The sequence below is a fragment of the Sphingomonas cremea genome (genome assembly GCF_021502585.1).
GTDB lineage: Bacteria > Pseudomonadota > Alphaproteobacteria > Sphingomonadales > Sphingomonadaceae > Sphingomicrobium > Sphingomicrobium cremea.
Window position 1 is genome coordinate 483,059 of record NZ_JAKFGM010000001.1, and the last position, 19,798, is coordinate 502,856.

Annotated in this window: 18 protein-coding genes; 11 read left to right on the forward strand and 7 right to left on the reverse strand. The window is 63.7% G+C overall.

Annotation, left to right across the window (positions count from 1 at the left end):
- Genes LVY65_RS02555 through LVY65_RS02570 form a run of 4 tightly spaced genes read left to right on the forward strand, consistent with a single transcriptional unit; the run spans position 1 to position 3,394 of the window.
- Complete coding sequence (locus LVY65_RS02555; RefSeq protein WP_328282490.1) at positions 1-684, forward strand: biotin--[acetyl-CoA-carboxylase] ligase; 684 nt, start codon at positions 1-3, stop codon at positions 682-684.
- A gap of 39 nt (positions 685-723) precedes the next feature.
- Positions 724-1,500: a type III pantothenate kinase gene (locus LVY65_RS02560; RefSeq protein WP_235066438.1), complete on the forward strand. Its 777-nt coding sequence runs from the start codon at positions 724-726 to the stop codon at positions 1,498-1,500.
- On the forward strand, positions 1,497-3,137 hold the full coding sequence (locus LVY65_RS02565) for a ribonuclease J (protein ID WP_235066439.1): 1,641 nt from the start codon (positions 1,497-1,499) through the stop codon (positions 3,135-3,137). The genes LVY65_RS02560 and LVY65_RS02565 overlap by 4 nt, the downstream gene beginning before the upstream one ends.
- Positions 3,134-3,394, forward strand: coding sequence for a DUF1467 family protein (locus LVY65_RS02570; protein ID WP_235066440.1), 261 nt, complete (start codon positions 3,134-3,136; stop codon positions 3,392-3,394). The genes LVY65_RS02565 and LVY65_RS02570 overlap by 4 nt, the downstream gene beginning before the upstream one ends.
- 37 nt (positions 3,395-3,431) lie before the next feature.
- Here LVY65_RS02570 and LVY65_RS02575 read toward each other — a convergent pair whose 3' ends face one another.
- Positions 3,432-5,741, reverse strand: coding sequence for a coiled-coil domain-containing protein (locus LVY65_RS02575; RefSeq protein ID WP_235066441.1), 2,310 nt, complete (start codon positions 5,739-5,741; stop codon positions 3,432-3,434).
- A gap of 131 nt (positions 5,742-5,872) precedes the next feature.
- Between LVY65_RS02575 and LVY65_RS02580 the strand changes: the two genes are divergently transcribed.
- The 3 genes from LVY65_RS02580 to LVY65_RS02590 are packed head-to-tail and all read left to right on the forward strand — an operon-like array spanning position 5,873 to position 9,439.
- Positions 5,873-7,060 (forward strand): glycosyltransferase family protein, encoded by a 1,188-nt coding sequence (locus tag LVY65_RS02580; protein ID WP_235066442.1) that lies wholly within the window; start codon positions 5,873-5,875, stop codon positions 7,058-7,060.
- Positions 7,061-7,104: 44 nt separating this feature from the next.
- A complete protein-coding gene (locus LVY65_RS02585) occupies positions 7,105-8,109 on the forward strand; it encodes a DUF2336 domain-containing protein (RefSeq protein ID WP_235066443.1) in 1,005 nt (334 codons plus the stop codon).
- Positions 8,060-9,439 (forward strand): sensor histidine kinase, encoded by a 1,380-nt coding sequence (locus tag LVY65_RS02590; protein ID WP_235066444.1) that lies wholly within the window; start codon positions 8,060-8,062, stop codon positions 9,437-9,439. Before LVY65_RS02585 ends, LVY65_RS02590 begins: the two co-directional genes overlap by 50 nt.
- A 13-nt stretch (positions 9,440-9,452) precedes the next feature.
- Here LVY65_RS02590 and LVY65_RS02595 read toward each other — a convergent pair whose 3' ends face one another.
- Positions 9,453-10,739 (reverse strand): citrate synthase, encoded by a 1,287-nt coding sequence (locus LVY65_RS02595; protein ID WP_235066445.1) that lies wholly within the window; start codon positions 10,737-10,739, stop codon positions 9,453-9,455.
- A complete protein-coding gene (gene gltX / locus LVY65_RS02600; RefSeq protein ID WP_235066446.1) occupies positions 10,736-12,151 on the reverse strand; it encodes a glutamate--tRNA ligase in 1,416 nt (471 codons plus the stop codon). The genes LVY65_RS02595 and gltX overlap by 4 nt, the downstream gene beginning before the upstream one ends.
- A gap of 254 nt (positions 12,152-12,405) precedes the next feature.
- Here gltX and LVY65_RS02605 point away from each other — a divergent pair, with 254 nt between their 5' ends.
- On the forward strand, positions 12,406-14,331 hold the full coding sequence (locus LVY65_RS02605) for a ComEC/Rec2 family competence protein (RefSeq protein ID WP_235066447.1): 1,926 nt from the start codon (positions 12,406-12,408) through the stop codon (positions 14,329-14,331).
- A 2-nt stretch (positions 14,332-14,333) separates the two neighbouring features.
- On the opposite strand, the gene LVY65_RS02610 is transcribed toward LVY65_RS02605, so the two are convergent.
- Genes LVY65_RS02610 through LVY65_RS02625 form a run of 4 tightly spaced genes read right to left on the reverse strand, consistent with a single transcriptional unit; the run spans position 14,334 to position 17,931 of the window.
- Positions 14,334-14,672 carry a VOC family protein gene (locus LVY65_RS02610; RefSeq protein ID WP_235066448.1) on the reverse strand — a complete coding sequence of 113 codons (339 nt, stop codon included), beginning with the start codon at positions 14,670-14,672 and terminating at the stop codon, positions 14,334-14,336.
- A 2-nt stretch (positions 14,673-14,674) separates the two neighbouring features.
- Positions 14,675-15,334, reverse strand: a complete 660-nt coding sequence (gene lexA, locus LVY65_RS02615; RefSeq protein ID WP_235066449.1) for a transcriptional repressor LexA — start codon at positions 15,332-15,334, stop codon at positions 14,675-14,677.
- Between the two features lie 55 nt (positions 15,335-15,389).
- Complete coding sequence (locus LVY65_RS02620; protein WP_235066450.1) at positions 15,390-15,974, reverse strand: anthranilate synthase component II; 585 nt, start codon at positions 15,972-15,974, stop codon at positions 15,390-15,392.
- Positions 15,975-15,993: 19 nt separating this feature from the next.
- A complete protein-coding gene (locus LVY65_RS02625) occupies positions 15,994-17,931 on the reverse strand; it encodes a peptidyl-prolyl cis-trans isomerase (RefSeq protein ID WP_235066451.1) in 1,938 nt (645 codons plus the stop codon).
- 81 nt (positions 17,932-18,012) lie between these two features.
- On the opposite strand from LVY65_RS02625, the gene tpiA reads away from it, so the two are divergent.
- From tpiA to secG, 3 genes are all read left to right on the forward strand, one after another.
- Positions 18,013-18,765 (forward strand): triose-phosphate isomerase, encoded by a 753-nt coding sequence (tpiA, locus tag LVY65_RS02630; protein WP_235066452.1) that lies wholly within the window; start codon positions 18,013-18,015, stop codon positions 18,763-18,765.
- A 71-nt stretch (positions 18,766-18,836) separates the two neighbouring features.
- Positions 18,837-19,334, forward strand: a complete 498-nt coding sequence (locus tag LVY65_RS02635) for a hypothetical protein (RefSeq protein WP_235066453.1) — start codon at positions 18,837-18,839, stop codon at positions 19,332-19,334.
- An 84-nt stretch (positions 19,335-19,418) separates the two neighbouring features.
- The gene (secG, locus tag LVY65_RS02640) at positions 19,419-19,775 is read left to right on the forward strand and encodes a preprotein translocase subunit SecG (protein WP_235066454.1); all 357 of its coding nucleotides are present in this window, start codon (positions 19,419-19,421) and stop codon (positions 19,773-19,775) included.
- Positions 19,776-19,798: the final 23 nt, after the last annotated feature.

The following is a 19,798-nucleotide window of genomic DNA, read 5'->3' on the forward strand; positions in this document are numbered from 1 at the left end:
ATCGTCGAGCAGCTGCGGTCGACAAACTTCGCTCTGCTTGCAGATACCACTGCGGTCGAATCTGATTGGCTGGTCGCATTGCGCCAGGAGGGCGGTCGCGGTCGTCATGGCCGGCCATGGGAATCGATCGAAGGCAATTTCTTCGGTTCGACCCTGATCCAATTGAGGCCCGATGACCCGCCGGCGCCCTCCCTGGCGCTTGCCGCCGGCCTAGCACTAATCGAGGCAGTCGAAGTCGCCGCTCCGAACGCGCAATTGGCGCTCAAATGGCCCAACGACCTGATGCTCGGCGATGCCAAGCTCGCGGGGATCCTGCTCGAACGGTCCGGGGACCGGGTCGTCGCGGGTTTCGGTGTCAATCTGGCGGGTGCTCCGCAGATTCCGGGAAGGAAGACGGCGGCACTGAGTCCTGCCCAAGCTATTGCGCCGCAAGTCTTTGCGCCGTTGATTGCAGGCAAGTTCTCCCAGGTTCTCGCACTTTGGCGAACGGCTGATCCGTCTGCCTTTAGCCAGGCCTGGATGGCACGCGCCCACCCCATTGGCACGACCCTGGAAGTGCATAGCGGGCCGGGCGAGCGCGTTAGTGGATCGTTCGACGGTATCGAACGCGACGGCGCCATGCGGCTGAAGCGCAAGGACGGCATGATCGACATTATCCGCGCAGGCGACGTCAGCCTTGGCTGACCCTCGCAATTGACGGCGCTTCGGGTTAGGGGCGCACCCATGCTGCTCGCGATCGATGCCGGAAACACCAATCTTGTCTTCGCTTTGGTCGACGACGGCGACATCAAGGCGCGCTGGCGGATCGCGACCGACCCCCGCCGCACCGCGGACGAATATGCCGTATGGCTGCACCAGCTGCTCGAACTTGAAGGCTATCAGCGCGGCGACATAGCCATGGTCATCATCGGCACCGTTGTCCCTCGGGCGCTTCATAACCTCGAAGTGCTCAGCGAGAAATATTTCGGCGTGAAGCCGCTGGTCGCGGGGCAGGGCGAGGCTGCATGGCCGATCGAGCTGGACGTGCCGGAACCCGAAAGCGTCGGCGCCGATCGGGCGCTCAACGCCATGGGGGCGCATGCCCGGCACGGCGGCGACCTGGTTGTCATCGATTTCGGAACCGCGACGACGTTCGATGTCGTGGATTTCTCGGGCACTTATAAAGGCGGCATCATTGCTCCGGGTATCATCCTCAGCCTCGACGCACTGGTTTCGGCGGCGGCCAAGCTTCCGCGCATCGCAATCGCCGCTCCGGCCGACGAAAGCGTGGTCGGTCGGACCACCGAAACCCAGATGCTGATCGGCGTTTATTGGGGCTATGTGGCGATGATCGAAGGGCTGGTAGCGCGGTTGAAGGCGGAGATTGGGCGCCCGGTCACCGTCATCGCCACCGGCGGCCTCGCGGTCCTATTCGCCAAGCACACCGATGCATTCGACGTGATTGAGCCCGATCTCACGATCCAGGGCCTGGCATTGCTTGCGGCCGGATCCAGTCGATGACCCCCGGCGAGGAGCTATTGTTCCTGGCCCTGGGCGGGTCGGGGGAGATTGGCATGAACGTCAATCTCTACGGCTGCCGCGGCAAATGGCTGATGGCCGACCTTGGCCTCACTTTCGCCGACTCCGACTATCCCGGCGTCGACCTCATCCTCCCGGACCTCGAGTTCATCGAGCAGCGGATGGACGACCTGGTGGGCATTGTCCTGACCCACGGCCACGAAGACCATATTGGCGCGCTGCCCTATCTGGCGGATAACCTCAAGGTTCCGCTCTACGCGACGCCCTTCACCGCTGGGCTGATTGCGGGAAAGCTTGAGGAGGAAGGGCTGACCGGCCAGGTCAGCCTGCGCGTCATTGAGCGCGGCGGCTCGATCGACCTTGATCCCTTCAAGGTGACCTATGTTCCGCTTGCTCACTCAATCCCCGAGGGCAACGGCCTGCTGATCGAAACGCCGTTCGGCAATATCTTCCATACCGGCGACTGGAAGATCGATGAGACGCCGGTGCTTGGCCTGCCCAGTTCGGCCGAAACGATGACGGCGATCGGCGACCGTGGCGTGCTGGCGCTAGTCTGCGACTCCACCAACACCTTCCAGGATGCGGCTTCAGGTAGCGAGGCGGGCGTTCACGCCGGGCTGCTCGACGCAGTCATCCAGGCGCGAGGGCGAGTGGTGATCACGACGTTCGCTTCCAATGCGGCGCGGCTTGAGACCATTGGCCGTGTAGCCCTTGAGACCGGGCGCCGGGTTTGCGTCGCTGGGCGAAGCCTCGACCGGATCCTAAAGGTCGCCAAGGCAACCGGCTATCTGCGCGATTTTCCCGAGCCGGTGCGGTTTGACGAGGCAATGCGGCTTCCGCGCGAGGAGCTTCTGGTGATCGCTACAGGCGGTCAGGGGGAGCCGCGGGCAGCGCTCGGGCGAATCGCCTTCGGCATGCACGAATTGAAGTTGAGCGAGGGCGACACGGTCATTTTCTCGTCCAAGCAGATCCCAGGCAATGAGATTCCCATCGGCAGGATCATGAATGCGCTGTCGGACCTGGGCGCGCTGATCGTCACCGACCGGCAGGCACATGTTCACGTCTCGGGACATCCCGGACGGCCAGAGCTGGCCGCGATGTATCGCTGGATTCGCCCGGAAATTCTCGTACCCGTGCACGGCGAAATTCGGCACATGCGCGAGCAGGCGCGGCTTGGCCTGTCCCAAGGCATTCCCAGTGCCATGGTTCAACGCAATGGCGACCTGATCCGCCTTACCCCCGATGGACCCCAGAAAATCGGCGAAGAGCGGACGGGCCGGCTGGTGCTCGACGGCGACGTCATCCTGCCCGCCGACGGTGCTACCCTCAATGAACGGCGCAAGATTGCGATCAACGGCCTTATCACCGTCGCGTTGCCGGTCGATGGCGAACGGCGCCAAGTCGGCAAGGCGCTGATCCGGCCGTTCGGGGTGCCGGTAGAGGAAGATCGCGACGATTTTCTTGCCGACGCCGCGGACGCCGCTGAGCGTGCCTATGAGCCGACGCAGGACCTCGAAAAGGTGCGAGAGGCGGTGCGGCTAGCGGTTCGGCGCTGTGCGACGCTGTGGACTGGTAAGAAGCCAGTGGTTGAAGTGATGCTGGTCGAGGCGAATCCATGAAGTGGACCTCGGTGCTGGCGATCTACTTCCTAATCTTCTGCCTCAGCGCATTCCTGCTGCTGCCGTTCGGGGTAAGAACCCATGAGGAAGTCGGGGCGGAGCGGGTGCCCGGGCAGGCCGACAGCGCGCCGCACCACTTCGATTTGCCACGTCACCTGGTGAAGGCAGCAATTCTCGCCGCTCTGCTGACGGCGCTTTACATCGCCAATTATATCTACGGCTGGATCGCGGTCGACGACCTCGATTTCTATAATTGAGCGGCAAGAGGGACTGCCGGGGGCAGTCCCGGTCCGCTCAACGGCTCTTTTCCACCGCCTGTGCCAGGGCGGCGTAAAGCTTGCCCATGTCGCTGGACATCAGCGTGACTGCGATCATTCCGCCATCGCGCTCGGCCAGCACTCGGCGAAGCATTGCTTCGAAGTCGTGCACATAGTGATTGACCGCATTCTGGAATTCGTGGTCGCTCTCATATTGCGCCGCGATTGCCCGACTCTCCGTCCCGCCAAGGAGGCGCACCGCGCGACGAGTGAAGATGCCACGGTTGCCTTTCAAATAATGGCTCCATGCCTTTTCATCGACTTCGTCGCTGAGAATCTTCTGCACGTCGATTGAGGCGGAATGCATCGAATCCATCAGCGATGAGACGCGGCGGGCGAATTCTTCGCCGCTGTCCTTCATCTGCGCCTCGCGGCTGCGTTCGATATGCGCTTCCAGCGCCGCGGCGCTTTGGCCGATGGACAACATTTGCGCGGTAAGGCGCCCGGATGCCTCACGCGCAGTCTCGATCGCACGCGTCGCGACCTGGTCAAGTTCCACAAGCTTGTCTTCGACACTGTCGCGAACAGCTTTTTCGAGCGCCGCACGAGTCTGCCGGCTAAGCTCTCCAGCGCTCTCGGGGATGACCTTGCCAATGGCTTCGCGAGCACGTTCGGCAGCGTGGCTGGCCGCTTCGCGCACCTGCACCAGCGCGGCAACCAATGCCGGGCCGGTTTCCGCGGACAGTTGGCCCGCTTCGGCGCCGGCTGCGGCGATCGCGGCGCTAAGTTCGGTGAGCCTCTGCTCGGCCTGACCGACACCAAGATCGACGGAGGTCATCAATGCCGCTAGCCGCTCCTGCTGGGCTTCGACATTGGAGGCACCGGATTCGATGCGGTTCGCAGCCTCGATCGCGGCATTGCGCATTTGTTCGACGCGCGGCACCGCCGCTTCGGCCGAGGCAAGCAATCTCGCCGCACCCGCTTCGGCTTCGCCAAGTGTGCCGCTCATCTCGCCGTGCAGCACCTCGCCAAGTTGATCCAATCCTTCGCGCAGTCGCCGGGTTCGCTCCGCCAACCCGTCGAGTCCGGAATCCTGGGAAGCGGTTGTCTCCGACAGCGACTCCAGTTCCAAGCGGAGCCGGGCCAGTGCCGTCTGGACATGGTTCGCGCGCTCGTCGCCTGATCGGGCGAGGTCGAGGAAACGTTCGTCGAGCGCCGCAAGGCCTGTATCCAGGTCAGCGATCAGGCGCTGCGACGACCTTTCCTGTTCCGCAATGCGGGACGTCAGTCCGTCCAGCGCCGCGCCGGCGCTGGCCAGCCGCTCTCCGAGCAGCTCGGACGCATCGATGCCCGCCCGTCCAATTCCCGCCTGGCTTTGCGCAACCAGCGCCGACACCGCGGCAGCCTGGGCGTCGATGCCGCCACGGATTTCCGCCAGGGCCTCCGCCGAGCGAGCCAGCAAGGCGTCAACGACCGCACCCGTTTCGGTGCCCGCCTCGGACACACGCAGTGCGGCGGCCGTGCCGGCGCTTTCGATGTGGGTGAGGTGAGCAATCAATCGCTCCGATGCTTGATAAACAAGTGCATCGGCCTGCTGCGCCTGTTCGGCAAGCTGGGTGACTTGGCCCTCGAAGGCGCCGGCCTGCTGGATTGCAGACCTGCCTGCTTCGCGCAGCGTATCCGCCATTCGCCGGGCGCAGTCTTCGGCTTGGGGAAGGTCGGCGAGCAACACACCAATATCGTTGCGGGCGGCCTCGGCCGCTCGGTCGAGCGCCGCTCCATGTTCGCTGAGTGCAAGCGAACCTGCGTTGAGATCGGCCGTGATTCCGCCCAGCCTGGCCGCGGCCTGATCGCCAAGCCCCATCAAGTCCCCGGCCATCAGGCCCAAGGTTCGATGATTTTCCTCAATCTGGCGCGATAATGCCGCCAAGACGTCCTGGAGCGATCGCGCCTCGGTCCGCATGGAAATCACCGATCGGGTGAATCGCTCCGCTTCCTTGCGACGGGTCCGGCCGAACATCAGCCAGACGAGACCCATCAGTGCCAGTGGCCCGGCCAGGATCGCCATCCACTGGGCAATTGCCGGACTGGACAGGGGCTCGTCCGCAAGCGCGCGGCCAGCGGACCAGGCGGTATAGCCGGTCCACAGCAGGGCCAGGATCGCCAGGGCCCAACCCAACACCATTCGCCCGCCCTCGCTGGCGACGCCGTGCAAGTCGCGCCTTTCCGCCCAGCTCATCCGGTCGAAACTCGACTCGGAGGAAATTTCCTCACCTTCGACCGTCGGGATGTGCTCCTCGACGCCGTAGTTGGGATCGCTGTGGGCGCGGTGCGGGCTGATGCTCATAACCGAGGAGTTTACCACCTTTGTTTGCGTGCGAAAGCGACAAATGGCCACAGTGCGGACTGGAAATCCTTGTGCAGCCTGCCTTATGGCTGGTCTTTCAGGGGGGAAATCATCAAGCGGCGGGGAAAGCCATGGCGCTCGGCGCCCTAATCGGTGCCTATCAGGAAGATGATGCCGGGGGCTTGCGCGCCCTGCTTCCGCTCGCCGGTAGGACGCTTATCGAATATCAGGCGCGTTGCCTCGCCGCGGCGGGGGCTTCCCCTTTGATCGTCCTTGTGGAGCGCATCCCCGTCGCGCTCAATGATGCATTCGATCGGTTGCGCGGAGAGGGGATTGCGGTCGTTCCGGTCAGCGATGGCAATGAGGCTGCCAGCAGGTTCGAAGCCGGCAGCCAACTAGTCCTGTTGGCCGACGGTGTTGCACCGGACATGGGCGACCTTGCGAAGCTCCTTGAAGATGACGTTGCGATCCTCACCGTGCCAGACGAGGAGGCGCACGCCGGTTTTGAGCGGATCGACGGCACCAACCGCTGGGCGGGCCTTGCCCGGCTCGATGCCAACATACTGGGCGCCACTGCGGCGATGCTGGGTGATTGGGACCTTCAATCGACATTGCTGCGCCGCGCGGTCCAGGCGGGGGCACGACTGGTCCCTTCAACGTCCGGGGAGGGTCGTGGCCCGTTTCTCGCAAGCGATGAAGAATCGATGGCAAGCTATGAGCGGCGCTTGCTTGTCGCATCCCGCACCGCGCGCGAGGACGTGATTAGCCGTTATGTCCTTCCGATTATTGAGGAAGTTTCCACCGAAAAACTCATGGAAACCAGCGTCAGGCCCGCCTGGCTGGTCCATGCGGCATTGGTCATGACTGTCGCGGCTGCATTTTGTTTCACCCGTGGCTGGCACTGGGCCGCGGTCGCCCTGCTCATCCTGTCGACCCCGCTCGACCTGGTTGCCCAGCGCCTGGCGATGCTGCGCTTGAGGCCGCTCAGTCCCTCAATGCCTTCGCGACGCCTTTTGTGGCCGGCAGCCGGACTGGCACTCCTCGCGCTTGGATGGTTTGAGGCAAGGCACGGATCCGGCTGGGGTGCGATGATGGCAGCGCTTGGGGCCGCTGCATTCGCGGAGGCAGGGCGGATCGAGCGCAGGGGCCGAAGCGTCCCGAGCGCGGAACTGCATTTCAACCGCCGAACCTCGATCTGGTTAGCGCTTCCATTCGCCATCGGAGGCTGGTGGAGCCTCTATCTCGGATTGGTCGCTTTCTATGCGGCGGCCAGCTTCTTCATCCTTCAGCACGTGCGGCATGGCTTCGAACGCGATTGACCGCGCGTTAACCCAATCTGTTCTATGACGTCGGGATGATGCCCGTGGAATGGCCGCTCGCTGCATCGGCAGCCGACCGCCAGGTCGAGCCCGCGCGCCCGCGTACGGGGCGCGGTCGGCTGGCTGTCGCCAGTGCCGATTTCTTCCTTGATGAGGCCAGCCGGCTGACAGACGAGGAGCGCGCATTGATGGCCGCGATGCTCCGCGGTCTGGTCACGGACATTGCCGATGAGCTGATTTCCGTCCTCCCGCCAATGCTTGCCGCTCAGGCAGAACAGGCCCGTGAGGGGCTGTACCGGCGGCTGCGCCGGGCGCGACTGTTGGAGCGGGAAGGGCTGGTCGCCTTGCTGCTGCGCCGGGCTGATGAGCAACAGCTGTCGGCCCGCACCGACCGCCGCGAGCCCACTTTGTCCGCATTGGTCGGGGATGATGACAGTCAGGTCGCCGAGGCAGCAATGGCCCTGGTCCTTGCGCGGGGCAGGCGCCGGGATCGATTTGGCAGGGCAGGCCTGGAGTTTGACGACCTCGCTGCGGAAGATGCAGTGGCCACCGTATATGCGGTTGCCGCGGGCCTGCGCGACGTCCTGCCCGCCGAGTCCGACCAGCCGTTGGCCGCCGCTGCCCAGGCCCTGCTGGCTCGCCATGACGAAGGTCGCAGGCTGGAGGCGAGCGTCATCGCTCTGGCGCGGGCGCTGGAGGCCGCGGGCCAGGCCGATGAAACGATGATCAGAAAGCTAGCAGAGGACGGCGATCCCGCGCTTCTGGTAGGGCTACTCGCCCGGCGTGCCGGGATCGATTATCTCGACGCCTGGAATTTCCTCACTGGCAATGACGCGATGATGCTGGCGCGGCTGGCCGGCTGCGACCGCACGACTGCGGCCCAGATCCTGGCCGGATTCGAGCCTATGTCGGGTGCTCACGCAGCAGACCGGATCATTGATGGCTTCGAAGCGATCGACGACGTTGCGGTCGAACGCTGCCGCCGCTGGATGCGCCTCGATGTCCATTATCGATCGGCATCCGACGCCATGGAGCAAGTCCGTGGCTAGCGCTCCGTTCGACCTTGGGCCCGTTAGCGGGCGCGTCGATCGTGAGGGTCGCCTGACGGCGGCCGATCCCGCGCTATTGAGGTTGCAGGAGGAAGCAGGCTCAAGGCTGGGGGCGCCACTCGCCTTGCCGCAGCTGGCAGCGGTCGCTCGGTCGGCGATGAAGCTTGGCGTTCCGCTGTCCCGATCGGTCATTGCGGCATCGAGTGATCAGGACCTCGACCTGTGGGTCCGCGCCGAGCCCGACGAAGACGGGGCCAACTTGACGATCGACGGCTGGAAAGCGCGACCGCCGGCGCCTCCACGGCTTACCCTGGTGGGGAGCGAACCTTTACCTGACGAGGATGCCGCTTCATCCGGCCCGCTGGGTTTTACCACCGATGCGGAGCTCAAGATAAGCCGGATCGACGAGCAGTTGGCCGACCGGCTCAACATCGCTGCGACCGACGCGATCGGTCAGCCCCTTACCCGCTTCTTCCTGCTGACCGACAATGGCGATGGGGTCATGCCCTTGCTGACCGCTCTGGTCAGTCGCCAGCATTTCTCGGGCCAGCGGGCGCGAGTTCGCGGGGGCGGCGACGAAATTCAGGTGACTCTTGAAGGTTCGGCGCTTCAGCACCGACGCGAGGGCTTCACCGGCTATGAAATCATCGTAGTCATCGAAGGTGAGCCGGAGCCATCCGCCTCCGTAAGCTTCGATCCCGCGCTCGATGTGGCGCTTCGGTCTCCGCTCGACCGCATCATCGCCGCCGCGGAGCGGATCGTCGATCGCAGCGAGGGTCCGCTTCGCAGCGACTATGCGGCTTATGCCGGCGATATCGCCGCGGCCGGCCGTCACCTGCTTTCGGTCATTCACACGATGACCGAGCAGGAAGCCGCGCGCGCAAGCGGCCACGTCGACATGTCGCAATTGGCAGCGGAAGCTCTCCAGCTGGTCCAGGAAACCGCCCAGAAGCAAGGCGTGAAGATAGAGCTCGTCGGCGCCGACCAGCCATTATTGGCCATCGGCGATCAGCGCGGGGCGGTGCAGATCCTCGTCAACCTGCTCGCCAATGCGGTGCGGCATTCGCCTGCCAACGGCAACGTCGCATTGATCGTCCAGAGCCTGGGGCAGCAAATTGCCGTAACCGTTGCCGATGAAGGGCCCGGCATTGCCGAAGACGATCATGAACGGATCTTCGAACGCTACGAGCGGGCCGACGATTCACCCGGCGGCATCGGTCTCGGGCTCGCCATCTCGCGCCGGCTGGCGCGATCGATGGGGGGCGATATCGAGCTGCAAAGCAAGCCGGGATCAGGGGCCCGCTTCACTCTCCTGCTGGCGGCCGCCTGACCTTTAAATCGGCTTAGCGTTCCTTCACCGGAACATAGTCGCGCTGCGTCGCGCCCACATAAAGCTGGCGGGGACGGCCGATCTTCTGCTCGGGGTCGGAAATCATCTCGTTCCACTGGGCGACCCAGCCGACAGTGCGGGCGAGGGCGAAAAGGGCAGTGAACATTTCGGTCGGGAAACCGATCGCGTTGAGGATCACCCCTGAATAGAAATCGACGTTGGGGTACAGCTTCTTATCGATGAAATAGGCGTCGTTTAGCGCGATGTGCTCAAGCTCCCGGGCGACATCCAGCACCGGGTCGGTCAGCTTCAGCTCCTTTAGCACCTCTTCGGCCGTTTGCTGCATGACCTTCGCGCGCGGATCGTAGTTTTTATAGACCCGGTGGCCGAAGCCCATCAGCCGGAAGGGGTCGTTCTTGTCCTTGGCGCGGGCGATATATTCCGGGATGCGCTTCACGTCGCCAATCTCGCGCAGCATGTTGAGCGCGGCTTCGTTGGCACCGCCGTGCGCCGGGCCCCACAGGCAGGCAATACCCGCTGCAATACAGGCAAATGGATTGGCGCCCGACGAGCCGGCCAGCCGGACGGTTGAGGTGGACGCATTCTGCTCATGGTCGGCGTGGAGGACGAAGATCCGGTCCATCGCTTTCTCGATGATCGGGTTGACGTCATAGGTTTCGGCCGGAACGCCGAACGTCATGCGCAGGAAATTGCCCGTGTAGCTGAGATTATTCTGCGGATAGAGGAACGGCTGGCCGATCGAATATTTGAAGGCCATCGCGGCGATGGTCGGCATTTTGGCGATGAGCCGGTGCGATGCGATCAGCCGCTGCTGCGGATCGGTGATGTCGGTGCTGTCATGGTAGAAAGCGCTGAGCGCGCCGACCACGCCGCACATGATCGCCATCGGATGGGCGTCGCGCCGAAAGCCCCGGTAAAAAGTCGCCAGCTGCTCATGAAGCATGGTGTGGCGGCTGATGGTGTAGGAGAACTCGTCCAGCTCCTTCTGCTTCGGCAGGTCGCCGTGAAGCAGCAGGTAGGCGACTTCCATGAAGTTCGACTTCTCCGCCAACTGGTCGATTGGATAGCCGCGATGCAGAAGAATGCCATCATCGCCATCGATGTACGTAATCGCGCTCTGGCAGCTGGCGGTCGACGTAAAGCCGGGGTCGTAGGTGAACTTGCCCGTATCGGCATAGAATTTGCGGATATCGACGACATCCGGCCCGACCGATCCCTCCAGCAGCGGAAGGGGGATTTCGCCGCCTTCGGTGGTGAGTTTGACGGTCTTTGCAGTCATGCGTTCGGCTCCAGCATTTGATCGGCGATCCGCGCGAGGCTTTCGTCTTTTCCGAGAAGTACGAGCACGTCGAAGATGCCTGGCGAGGTTGTCTTGCCCGTCAGCGCCGCCCTCAACGGCTGGGCGAGCTTGCCTAGCTTAAGTGCGTTGCTTTCCGCAACCTCCCGCACTGCAGCATCCAACGAATCATGCTCCCATTTCGGCACTGCAGCGAGCGCTGCGTGTGCAAGTGCGAGATGGGTACGCGCTTCGTCCGACAGAAGGGCTGCGGCCTTGTCGTCCAGGGCAAGCGGCCGCTGGGCGAACAGGAATTCCGCGCTTTCGGCCAACTCGTTCAGATTATGGGCGCGTGCTTTCAACTCCGGCATAGCGCGGATCAGGAGCGGAAGTTCCTCGTAGCTTAGCCCGAACTTGGGCGAAACGAGCGTCGCCAAGCGACCATTGTCGGCCTCGCGCAGATAATGGCCGTTCAGATTCTCAAGCTTTTTCAGGTCGAAACGCGACGGGCTTTTGCCCACATGATCGATGTCGAACCATTCGATTGCCTGCTCCCGGCCAATGATCTCGTCGTCGCCATGGCCCCAGCCAAGGCGGAGCAGATAATTGAACAGGGCCTCGGGCAAGATGCCAAGCTCGTCCCGATAGGCTTCGACGCCCAATGCGCCATGCCGCTTCGACAACTTGGCGCCATCCTGGCCATGGATCAGCGGAATATGGGCATAGGTTGGTTCGGTCCAGCCCATCGCGCGGATGATCGCCAGCTGGCGGAAGGCGTTGTTCAGATGGTCGTCGCCGCGAATGATATGGGTGACGCCCATGTCGTGGTCGTCGACTACCACTGCCAGCATATAGGTCGGGGTACCGTCCGAACGGAGCAGGACGAAGTCGTCAATCTCCGCATTGGCGACCGTCACCGTCCCCTGGACAAGGTCGTCGATCGCAGCTTCCCCTTGGCGGGGCGCCGCGATGCGGACCACATAGGGTTCGCCGTCAGGCCAGTCGGTGCGATCGCGCCATTCGCTGTCGATACGGAACGGGCGGCGCTCGGCCTGGGCTTTCTCGCGGCGGGCCGTCAATTCTTCGGGCGTCAGATAGCAGCGATAGGCCGCCCCGCGCTCGATCAGTTGATGGGCAACCTCGGCGTGGCGTTTTTCGAATTGCGACTGGAAATAGGGGTCGCCGTCGCCGCTGATGCCGAGCCAATCGAGCCCATCGATTATGGCGTCGATCGCTTCTTTCGTTGAACGGGCGCGGTCGGTATCCTCGATACGCAGCAGATATTGGCCCCCATGATGCCGGGCGAACAGCCAGTTGAACAAAGCGGTGCGGGCTCCGCCGATGTGCAGGTAGCCGGTCGGCGAGGGCGCGAAGCGGGTGACCACTCCGGAAATCTTGTTGCTTGCGCTGGCCATAATTTTGTCGCTTGCGCCGAGGCGCTCTTTCCTTTTTTCTGCTGGGGCCGATGGACTGGGTGAGCGCCCCTATCATAGAGGACGCGCCGCTGGAACCGGCGCCTCGACGCTTTTTGTTCGCAAAAATCGGCCATTTCGCTGATCGGATAGAAGCGTTCCTGGAACGGGAGAGGGCGCAGCTGCCCTTATGGTTTACTGTTGCGTTCGGTACGGGGATTGCCGCCTGGCTTTGGTTGCCGGGACCACGCCAATGGATGGCCTTCTTAACGATTGCGCTGGGGCTGGCGGCTGCGGGGGCCGCACTTAATCACGGGCGATGCAGGCGGGTCTTGATCCTGGTTGGCCTCGCCATGTCTGCTGGCTGCGCTCTGATCTGGTGGCGCAGCGATTGGGTCGCCTCGCCGCGCCTTGAACGGCCGACGATCGTCTCATTCGAGGCACGGGTTGAAAAGATCGAGAGCCGCGCCGCCAAAGGCGATTTACGATTGACGCTGGCCCCGACGGCGGCGGACCTTCTGCCCGTCGTACGCCTGTCGTTACCGGAAAGGGAGGCGCCGTCGGGCCTGGGCGATGGGGCCCGCATTCGGGTCAGGGCCCGGCTCCAGCCGCCACCGCCGATGGCACTTCCGGGAAGCCATGATTTCGCGCGCGACGCCTGGTTCCAGGGTATCGGCGGTGTCGGTCGGGCGATCGGGCCGGTGGAGATCATCGAACGGTCGAGCGGCGGAGGCCTCGACGCCATGCGCGACCGCCTCGGCCGTCACATCCGTTCCCAATTGCCGGGTCCCAGCGGCGGCATCGCCAATGCACTTGCAACCGGCGATCAGGCTGCGGTCGGCGAAGAGGACGCCGAAGCAATGCGGCGTTCTGGCCTTGCACATCTCCTCTCGGTCAGCGGGCTGCACATTGCAGCCGTAGTCGGCGCGGCAATGCTGCTCGCGTTGAGGCTGTTGGCCCTGAGCGAGCGCCTTGCCCTGCGCTTCAACCTGGTGCTGGTGGCAGCTGGGGTCGGAGCGATCGCGGGCATTGCCTATACCCTATTGACCGGAATGCAGGTGCCGACTGTTCGTTCATGTATCGCTGCGCTGCTGGTCCTCGGAGGAATTGCGCTTGGGCGCGATGCTATCAGCCTTCGGCTGGTAGCAGTGGGGGCGCTGCTCGTGCTGCTGTTCAGACCCGAGGCAATGGCCGGCGCCAGCTTCCAGATGAGCTTCGCGGCGGTAACCGCGATTATCGTGCTGCACCAATGGGCATCCGTGCGCCATTGGCTTTCCCCGCGCGAGGAAGGTTGGCCTTTGCGTGTGGTACGGGGATTGGTTGGATTGCTGCTTAGCGGCCTCGTCGTCGAGGTCGCGCTGATGCCCTTCGCGCTATACCATTTCCATCGTGCCGGACTTTACGGCGTTGCTGCCAACCTGGTCGCAATCCCGTTGACCACCTTTGTCATCATGCCGCTTGAGGCCGCCGCTCTGCTCCTCGATTCAGTGGGTTTTGGCGGGCCGATTTGGGTTGCGGTCGGGTGGACCATCGACGCGCTGCTCGGCCTTGCGCGCCATATTGGGTCGGCCGAGGGATCCGTTGCCATGCTACCGACGATGCCGCGCTGGGCGTTCGCCTCGATGATCGGTGGCGGACTGTGGCTGTGCCTTTGGACCAGCCGGATCCGGCGGTGGGGCCTTGTTCCCTTCATGGCCGGCGCGCTTGGCGCGGCCCTCGCACCGGTGCCGAGCTTGCTGGTCACCGGTGACGGCCAGCATTTGGCGCTAGTCCGTCACGATGGCGTGCCGGTCCTGCTGCGCAGCCGGAGCGGCGATTTCGTGCGAGACTTGATGAGCGAGGCTTCGGCCTATGACGGCGATCCGCTGCCGCTGGAGGAGCAACGCTTCGCCCGCTGCAGCCGCGATGCCTGCATCGCCGATATCGTCGAAGGCAAATCGGCCTGGCGGCTGCTTGCCATTCGCAGCCGGAACCGCATGGATTGGGCAGAGCTCACCGGCGCTTGCGCGAACGCGGATATTGTCGTCGCCGACCGGTGGCTTCCGAAGGGGTGCAGTCCGCGCTGGTTGAAGCTCGACCGCAAGGCGCTGGAGCAGACGGGCGGAGTGGCGATCTATCTTAACGAAGCGCCAAGAGTGGAAAGCGTCTCAAGCCGCATCAGGGCCCACCCGTGGGCGAGTTGAGCCTAGCGTTCGCTCCATGCAGCCAGCTCGCTGCCGGACGGATCGATGAAGTGGAATCGACGACCGCCCGGAAATGAAAAGATCGGCCGTGAAATGACGCCGCCCGCCGCCGCGACCGCGTCCAGCGTGGCGTCCAGATCATCGACCCGGATGACCGGAAGCGGAGCCGCAAGCGCCTCGTTCGGCTGACCGTTGAGGCCAAGGTCGACGTCGCCGCTCGTCGTTGCTGAATAGTCGCCGCCAAAGTCGGTGAACTGCCATCCGAACGCTTTGGAATAAAAGCCGCGCGTCAGCTCATGCGCAGTGACGCTGGGAAGCTCCACATAATCGATCCGGGCCATCGTCAATAACGCCGGATCAGGCCGGAAAGCCGGCCCTGAATGGTTACTCGGCCCTCTTCATAGCGCTGCGGCTCATATGACCGATTGGCCGGGTCGAGCCGGATCATTTGCCCTTCGCGCCTGTAAGTCTTGAGTGTCGCTTCCTCATTGTCAATCAACGCCACCACAATCTCGCCGTCGCGCGCGCTGTCGACCTTGCGGATCAGCGCATAGTCGCCGTCGAGAATGCCTTCTTCGACCATCGAATCGCCGGAAACCTCCAGCGCATAATGTTCGCCTGGGCCAAGCAGCGCGGCAGGCACGGCAAAGGCTTCCGTGCCCTGAAGCGCCTCGATCGGCGTGCCGGCGGCAATCCGGCCGTGCAGGGGAATTTCGACCGTATCATTTGCGGCCACCGGCACCGCCAGCCGCGTCGCCATTGCGGCAGCGGCAACGGCCGGGGCAGCGATTTCTGGCATTTTCAGCACTTCAAGCGCCCGTGCCCGATTGGGCAGGCGGCGGATGAACTGCCGTTCCTCGAGAGCCGAAATCAGCCGATGCACGCCCGACTTCGATTTGAGATCCAGCGCCTCGCGCATTTCATCAAAGCTCGGGGAAACTCCCGTCGCGGACAGGCGATCATGGATAAAGTGCAGCAACTCATGTTGCTTTGCAGTGAGCATCGGCCCCTCCGTATCGGAACGAACAGGGAACGTGTAGGCAACGAAACGGCTGCCGTCAAGCGGCAACGCGGCAGCTGTGGATGAAGGCGGCCAATAACGCCTCACCTTGCTCCGATGCGATGCTCTCTGGGTGGAACTGGATGCCATGGACCGGTGCAGCGATGTGGCGCATCGCCATGACCGTTCCGTCATTGCTCCATGCATTGGCAACCAGGGGCGGGCGCGGATCCTGCACCGCCAGGGAATGATAGCGGGTCGCGGCGAAAGGTGAGGGAATGCCCCTAAACAGGCCGCTACCGTCATGGCGCAACTCTGCGACCTTGCCGTGGACAGGCGGCGTCCGCTCGACCCTCGATCCGCAGGCGATGGCAATGGCCTGGTGGCCAAGGCAAACCCCCAGCAACGGAAATTTTCGCTCGATGCACGCAGCCGCCAGGGCGACCGAAATACCGGCGTCTTCCGGCTTTCCGGGACCGGGCGAAATCAGGATCCCGCTCGCTCCCGAACCAATGGCTTCGTCGATGTCCAGCGCGTCGTTTCGCTTTACGGCGACGTCGGCTCCCAGCGTGGCAAGATAATCGACCAGCATGAAGGTGAAGCTGTCGACATTATCGACCACGAGGACGCGCGGAACGCTCATGGCCGCCGGTCGCGCCCGGTCATTGATCGGCGCCGGTAATCCGTCGCTTGGCTGCCTGGATCGCTTTTTCGTCCCTCTTTACGCCCTGGTCGGCCTTCATCGCCGCCAGCAGCTGCTGGCCAAGCTCATCCGGGACTGTCCGCTGGAATTCGGTCTGGGTCTGCGCAATCAGGAGCGGGTTGGTGATGGCATTACCCGGCGTGATCTTGTTCGTCTTGATGATGAAGAAGCCGCGATCCTTCGGGTCGGCCATCAGCCGGCTCTTGCCTTCGGTGAGCGAGAACAACATGCGGAGCGGGGCTACCGCGTCCGGATTGGCCTGTGCGATCTGGATCCTGCGGGCGGAAATCTCCTGTGCTGGGGGGAGTGGGACACCCGCCTCGGCGACGGCCTTGTCGACCGCCATGCCACCAGCAACCTTGGCGGCGATCTGCGACGCGATTGCCCGGGCGCGATCCGAAGCCTTGCGATGAATCCAATCCTCGCGAACCTGGTCCTTGATTTCGGCCAGCGGGGCCGGCGCGGCCTCGATGACGCTATCCACCGCAACGACGGCAAATCCTGCCTCATTGGGCAGCGTGACGACCTCCGGATCGTCATCGGGCATCATTGCAAAGCCTGCCTTCACCACCGGCGCAAGCTCCGCTGGAAGGCGGTAGGCCGGGTCTTTGCGCGATGCGCCGCCGCTGTTGATCGGCGGTGTGGTCGTCACCGGCAACTTCGCCGCACCGACGGCTTCGGCAAAGCTTGCTCCTCCGTCGATCTGATCTTCGACCTTGGTCACCAGTTCGGTCAGAGCTTCCTTGCGCTTGTTGGTCGCAAGTTGGGCGGCAATTTCGCCGCGAACCTGGGCAAGGCTCTTGCCGGTTGCTCCGCGGATCTCGTCGATCTTGATCACGTGCCAGCCAAGGTCTGAGCGGATCGGGCCGACGATCGCCCCATTGGCGGCGGTGAAAGCGGAGTTTGCAACCGCTTCCCCAGCCAGGCCAGCAAATTGCGCCCGATCCTGCGGCCCCACGCTTACGTCTTCGGCCGAAAGGCCAAAAGGCGCTGCTGCCGCGGCGAAGGCCGCGCCGGCGCGGGCACGAGCCGCAATCGCATCGGCCTGCTTCTTGTCCTGGACGACGGCCTGACTGATGACGCGGGTTTCAGCGCCTCCATAAGTCGCCTGGTTGGCCTTGTAATAAGCGGCAATTTCGGCGTCGCTGGGGGCGACGTTCGCAACGGATTCCGGACCGATCTTGGCGATCCGGATGACGCGCTGCTCGCCGACTGTGTAGCGCTGCCGGTTCTGGGCATAGAAGGACTGTATGTCGCCGTCCGAGGGGTTGAGGCCCGCACGGAAGGCCTTTGTCGGCACCAGCACGAGCTGGCCCTGGCGGCCCTCGAGAAGCATGGCCGCATAGTTTCGCGCCACGCCCACCGGTATTCGAGCATCTACCGCCGCCGGGGCAAGGACCAGGCGCTGGGTCAGCCCGGCCGTAATAAGTCGGCGGACGTCCGCGTCGGTCATTTGCTGCTGCTGCAGGAATGTCCGGTATGCCGTCTCGCTGAACTTGCCGTTCAATCCGCGATTTTGCGGCAGCTCGGCGATTTCCTTGTCGATCAGCCGTTTGGACAGGGCGAACCCATGATCATCGGCGAAGGCAAGCAGGGCGCGCTCGTCGATCAGCGATCCCAGGATCGGATCGAACTGATTGGCGAGCGTCGCATAGCTTGCTTCCGGATTTTCCTGCCGGGCCTGATTGAGCGCCCGGCGCATCGCGTTGCTCAGGTCGCGTTCGGTCAGCTCTTCATCGCCTACCTTGACGAGCGTGCCTTTGCTCAGTCCGGCACCGCCCGAAAAAACGCTGCGGATGTCCTGCATGGCAAAGCCGGCAAGGATCATCAGCAGGACAATAACCATCAAGGATGTGCCGACCGCGGATTTGGACAGGCGGCGGAATGAAGCAAGCATGCGGATCTCGTGCTTTGATAAAGTTCGACGGCCGCTTTAGGGGCGGCATCTACTGACGGCAAGCAAAGGAAGGCGTTCGACGTGGCAAGGGGCAAGCTGGTGGCGGGTAACTGGAAGATGCACGGGGTTTCGGCCGACCTTGGCGAGGTAACGAGTATCTCGCTCGCGGCTGAAACGGCGGGAATCGATGTGGCCTTGTGCCTGCCGGCGACACTGATCGAGCGCGCGGCGCGCGCCGCTCCGGGTTTCGCGATCGGCGGGCAGGACGTCCACCACGCCGAAAAGGGCGCGCACACCGGCTGCATTGCTGCGGCAATGCTGCTCGATGCCGGCGCAAGGCTGACAATCGTCGGCCACAGCGAGCGGCGCGAGGCCCAAGGGGAGAGCGACGCGGACATCCGGGCAAAGGCGGAGACGGCGCTGGCTGCGGGACTGGATGTGATTCTCTGCGTAGGCGAAAGCGACCAGGTGCGCGAAGCAGGGAAGGCGGTCGAAACCGTGTCGGCCCAGCTCGATGCTTCGCTTCCCGCGGCGATCGCCGATCCCGCCCGCTTCTCGGTCGCTTATGAGCCGATCTGGGCGATCGGGACGGGCAAGGTGCCGTCGGTCGGGGACATTGGCGAAATGCATTCGGCGCTTCGCGCCCGGCTACAGGCTGCTTTCGGAGGGGCGGGCAATCAGGTCCGGATCCTTTACGGCGGTTCGGTCAAGCCATCCAACGCGGCGGAGATTTTTGCCGTCCCCGACGTCGATGGAGCGCTCGTCGGCGGAGCCAGTCTCAAGTCCGCCGACTTCCTACCTATCGTCGAAGCGGCTTGCGCCTGCGCCGAATGAGCCATTCGCTCTCTTGCCGATCGGCCAAGGGGCGCTAAGAAAACTCGTTCTTCTCAATCGGAAAGGTCGAAATGCGCATTTCTATCGTTGTTGCTTCCGTGGCCCTGGCGCTCGCTGCGCCGCTTTCTCCTGCTTTTGGCCAGGCTGCCAGCGGATTCACCGTTGGCGCGCAGGTTACCGACGCCAATGGCGGCCCGGTCGGCACCGTGACCGCCGTCAATGGCGATGTCGTCACGATCAAGACTGACAAATTTGAAACCAATTTGTCGAAGTCCAGCTTTGCCGACCAGGACGGCAAGCTGCTGGTCGGCATGGCCCAGGCCGACCTCAATGCGGCGATCGAAAAGGACCAGGCGGCGGCCGAGGCCTCGCTCGCCGTCGGCGCGGAGGTTAAGGATACCGCCGGCGCTTCGGCGGGAACGATTCATGCAATCAACGCCGAATTCGTCACGCTCAAGCTTGCTTCGGGCAAGTCGATCCGAATTCCGCGCGCCGGAATCGCCGGCAGCGCAAACGGGGCGGTGATTGGCCTCTCCGCTGGTGACCTCGAAGCCCAGGCCACCGACTAAGGACCAGCCAAGGCCGGCGCGCGTTGAGTTTTCCGCGCGCGCTGGCTAAGGCCCCCGAAACCTCAAGACAGACTGGCAGTTTTCATGTTCACCTTCCTCCTGATCGTCCAGACGCTGGTTGCCGCGTCGCTGGTCGCGGTAATTCTCATGCAGCGGTCGGAAGGGGGCGGGCTTGGCGTCGGCGGGTCTTCGGCGGGGTTGATGACCGCGCGCGGCGCGGCGGACTTCCTGACTCGCGCGACCGCGATCCTTGGCGGCCTGTTCATCTTCCTCTCGATCCTGCTTGCCGCGATCGCCGGAGTCAGCCGCGAATCGACCACGGTCGATACGTCGCTGGTCAAGGAACAGCCGTTCCAGCCCGCCGGACAGGCGCCAGCGGCACCGCCGGCAACCGGTCCCGCCTCCAACGAAACCGCTCCGGCAGTACCGCTCGCGCAGTAGGGACAGGCGCAGGCAATCCGGGG

Coding starts and splice junctions, on each gene's coding strand:
- LVY65_RS02560 (WP_235066438.1), top strand. CDS start 724: ATGCTGCTCGCGATCGATGCCGGAAACACCAATCTTGTCTTCGCTTTG.
- LVY65_RS02565 (WP_235066439.1), top strand. CDS start 1,497: ATGACCCCCGGCGAGGAGCTATTGTTCCTGGCCCTGGGCGGGTCGGGG.
- LVY65_RS02570 (WP_235066440.1), top strand. CDS start 3,134: ATGAAGTGGACCTCGGTGCTGGCGATCTACTTCCTAATCTTCTGCCTC.
- LVY65_RS02575 (WP_235066441.1), bottom strand. CDS start 5,741: ATGAGCATCAGCCCGCACCGCGCCCACAGCGATCCCAACTACGGCGTC.
- LVY65_RS02580 (WP_235066442.1), top strand. CDS start 5,873: ATGGCGCTCGGCGCCCTAATCGGTGCCTATCAGGAAGATGATGCCGGG.
- LVY65_RS02590 (WP_235066444.1), top strand. CDS start 8,060: ATGTCCATTATCGATCGGCATCCGACGCCATGGAGCAAGTCCGTGGCT.
- LVY65_RS02595 (WP_235066445.1), bottom strand. CDS start 10,739: ATGACTGCAAAGACCGTCAAACTCACCACCGAAGGCGGCGAAATCCCC.
- gltX (WP_235066446.1), bottom strand. CDS start 12,151: ATGGCCAGCGCAAGCAACAAGATTTCCGGAGTGGTCACCCGCTTCGCG.
- LVY65_RS02605 (WP_235066447.1), top strand. CDS start 12,406: ATGGCCTTCTTAACGATTGCGCTGGGGCTGGCGGCTGCGGGGGCCGCA.
- LVY65_RS02610 (WP_235066448.1), bottom strand. CDS start 14,672: ATGGCCCGGATCGATTATGTGGAGCTTCCCAGCGTCACTGCGCATGAG.
- lexA (WP_235066449.1), bottom strand. CDS start 15,334: ATGCTCACTGCAAAGCAACATGAGTTGCTGCACTTTATCCATGATCGC.
- LVY65_RS02620 (WP_235066450.1), bottom strand. CDS start 15,974: ATGAGCGTTCCGCGCGTCCTCGTGGTCGATAATGTCGACAGCTTCACC.
- LVY65_RS02625 (WP_235066451.1), bottom strand. CDS start 17,931: ATGCTTGCTTCATTCCGCCGCCTGTCCAAATCCGCGGTCGGCACATCC.
- LVY65_RS02635 (WP_235066453.1), top strand. CDS start 18,837: ATGCGCATTTCTATCGTTGTTGCTTCCGTGGCCCTGGCGCTCGCTGCG.
- secG (WP_235066454.1), top strand. CDS start 19,419: ATGTTCACCTTCCTCCTGATCGTCCAGACGCTGGTTGCCGCGTCGCTG.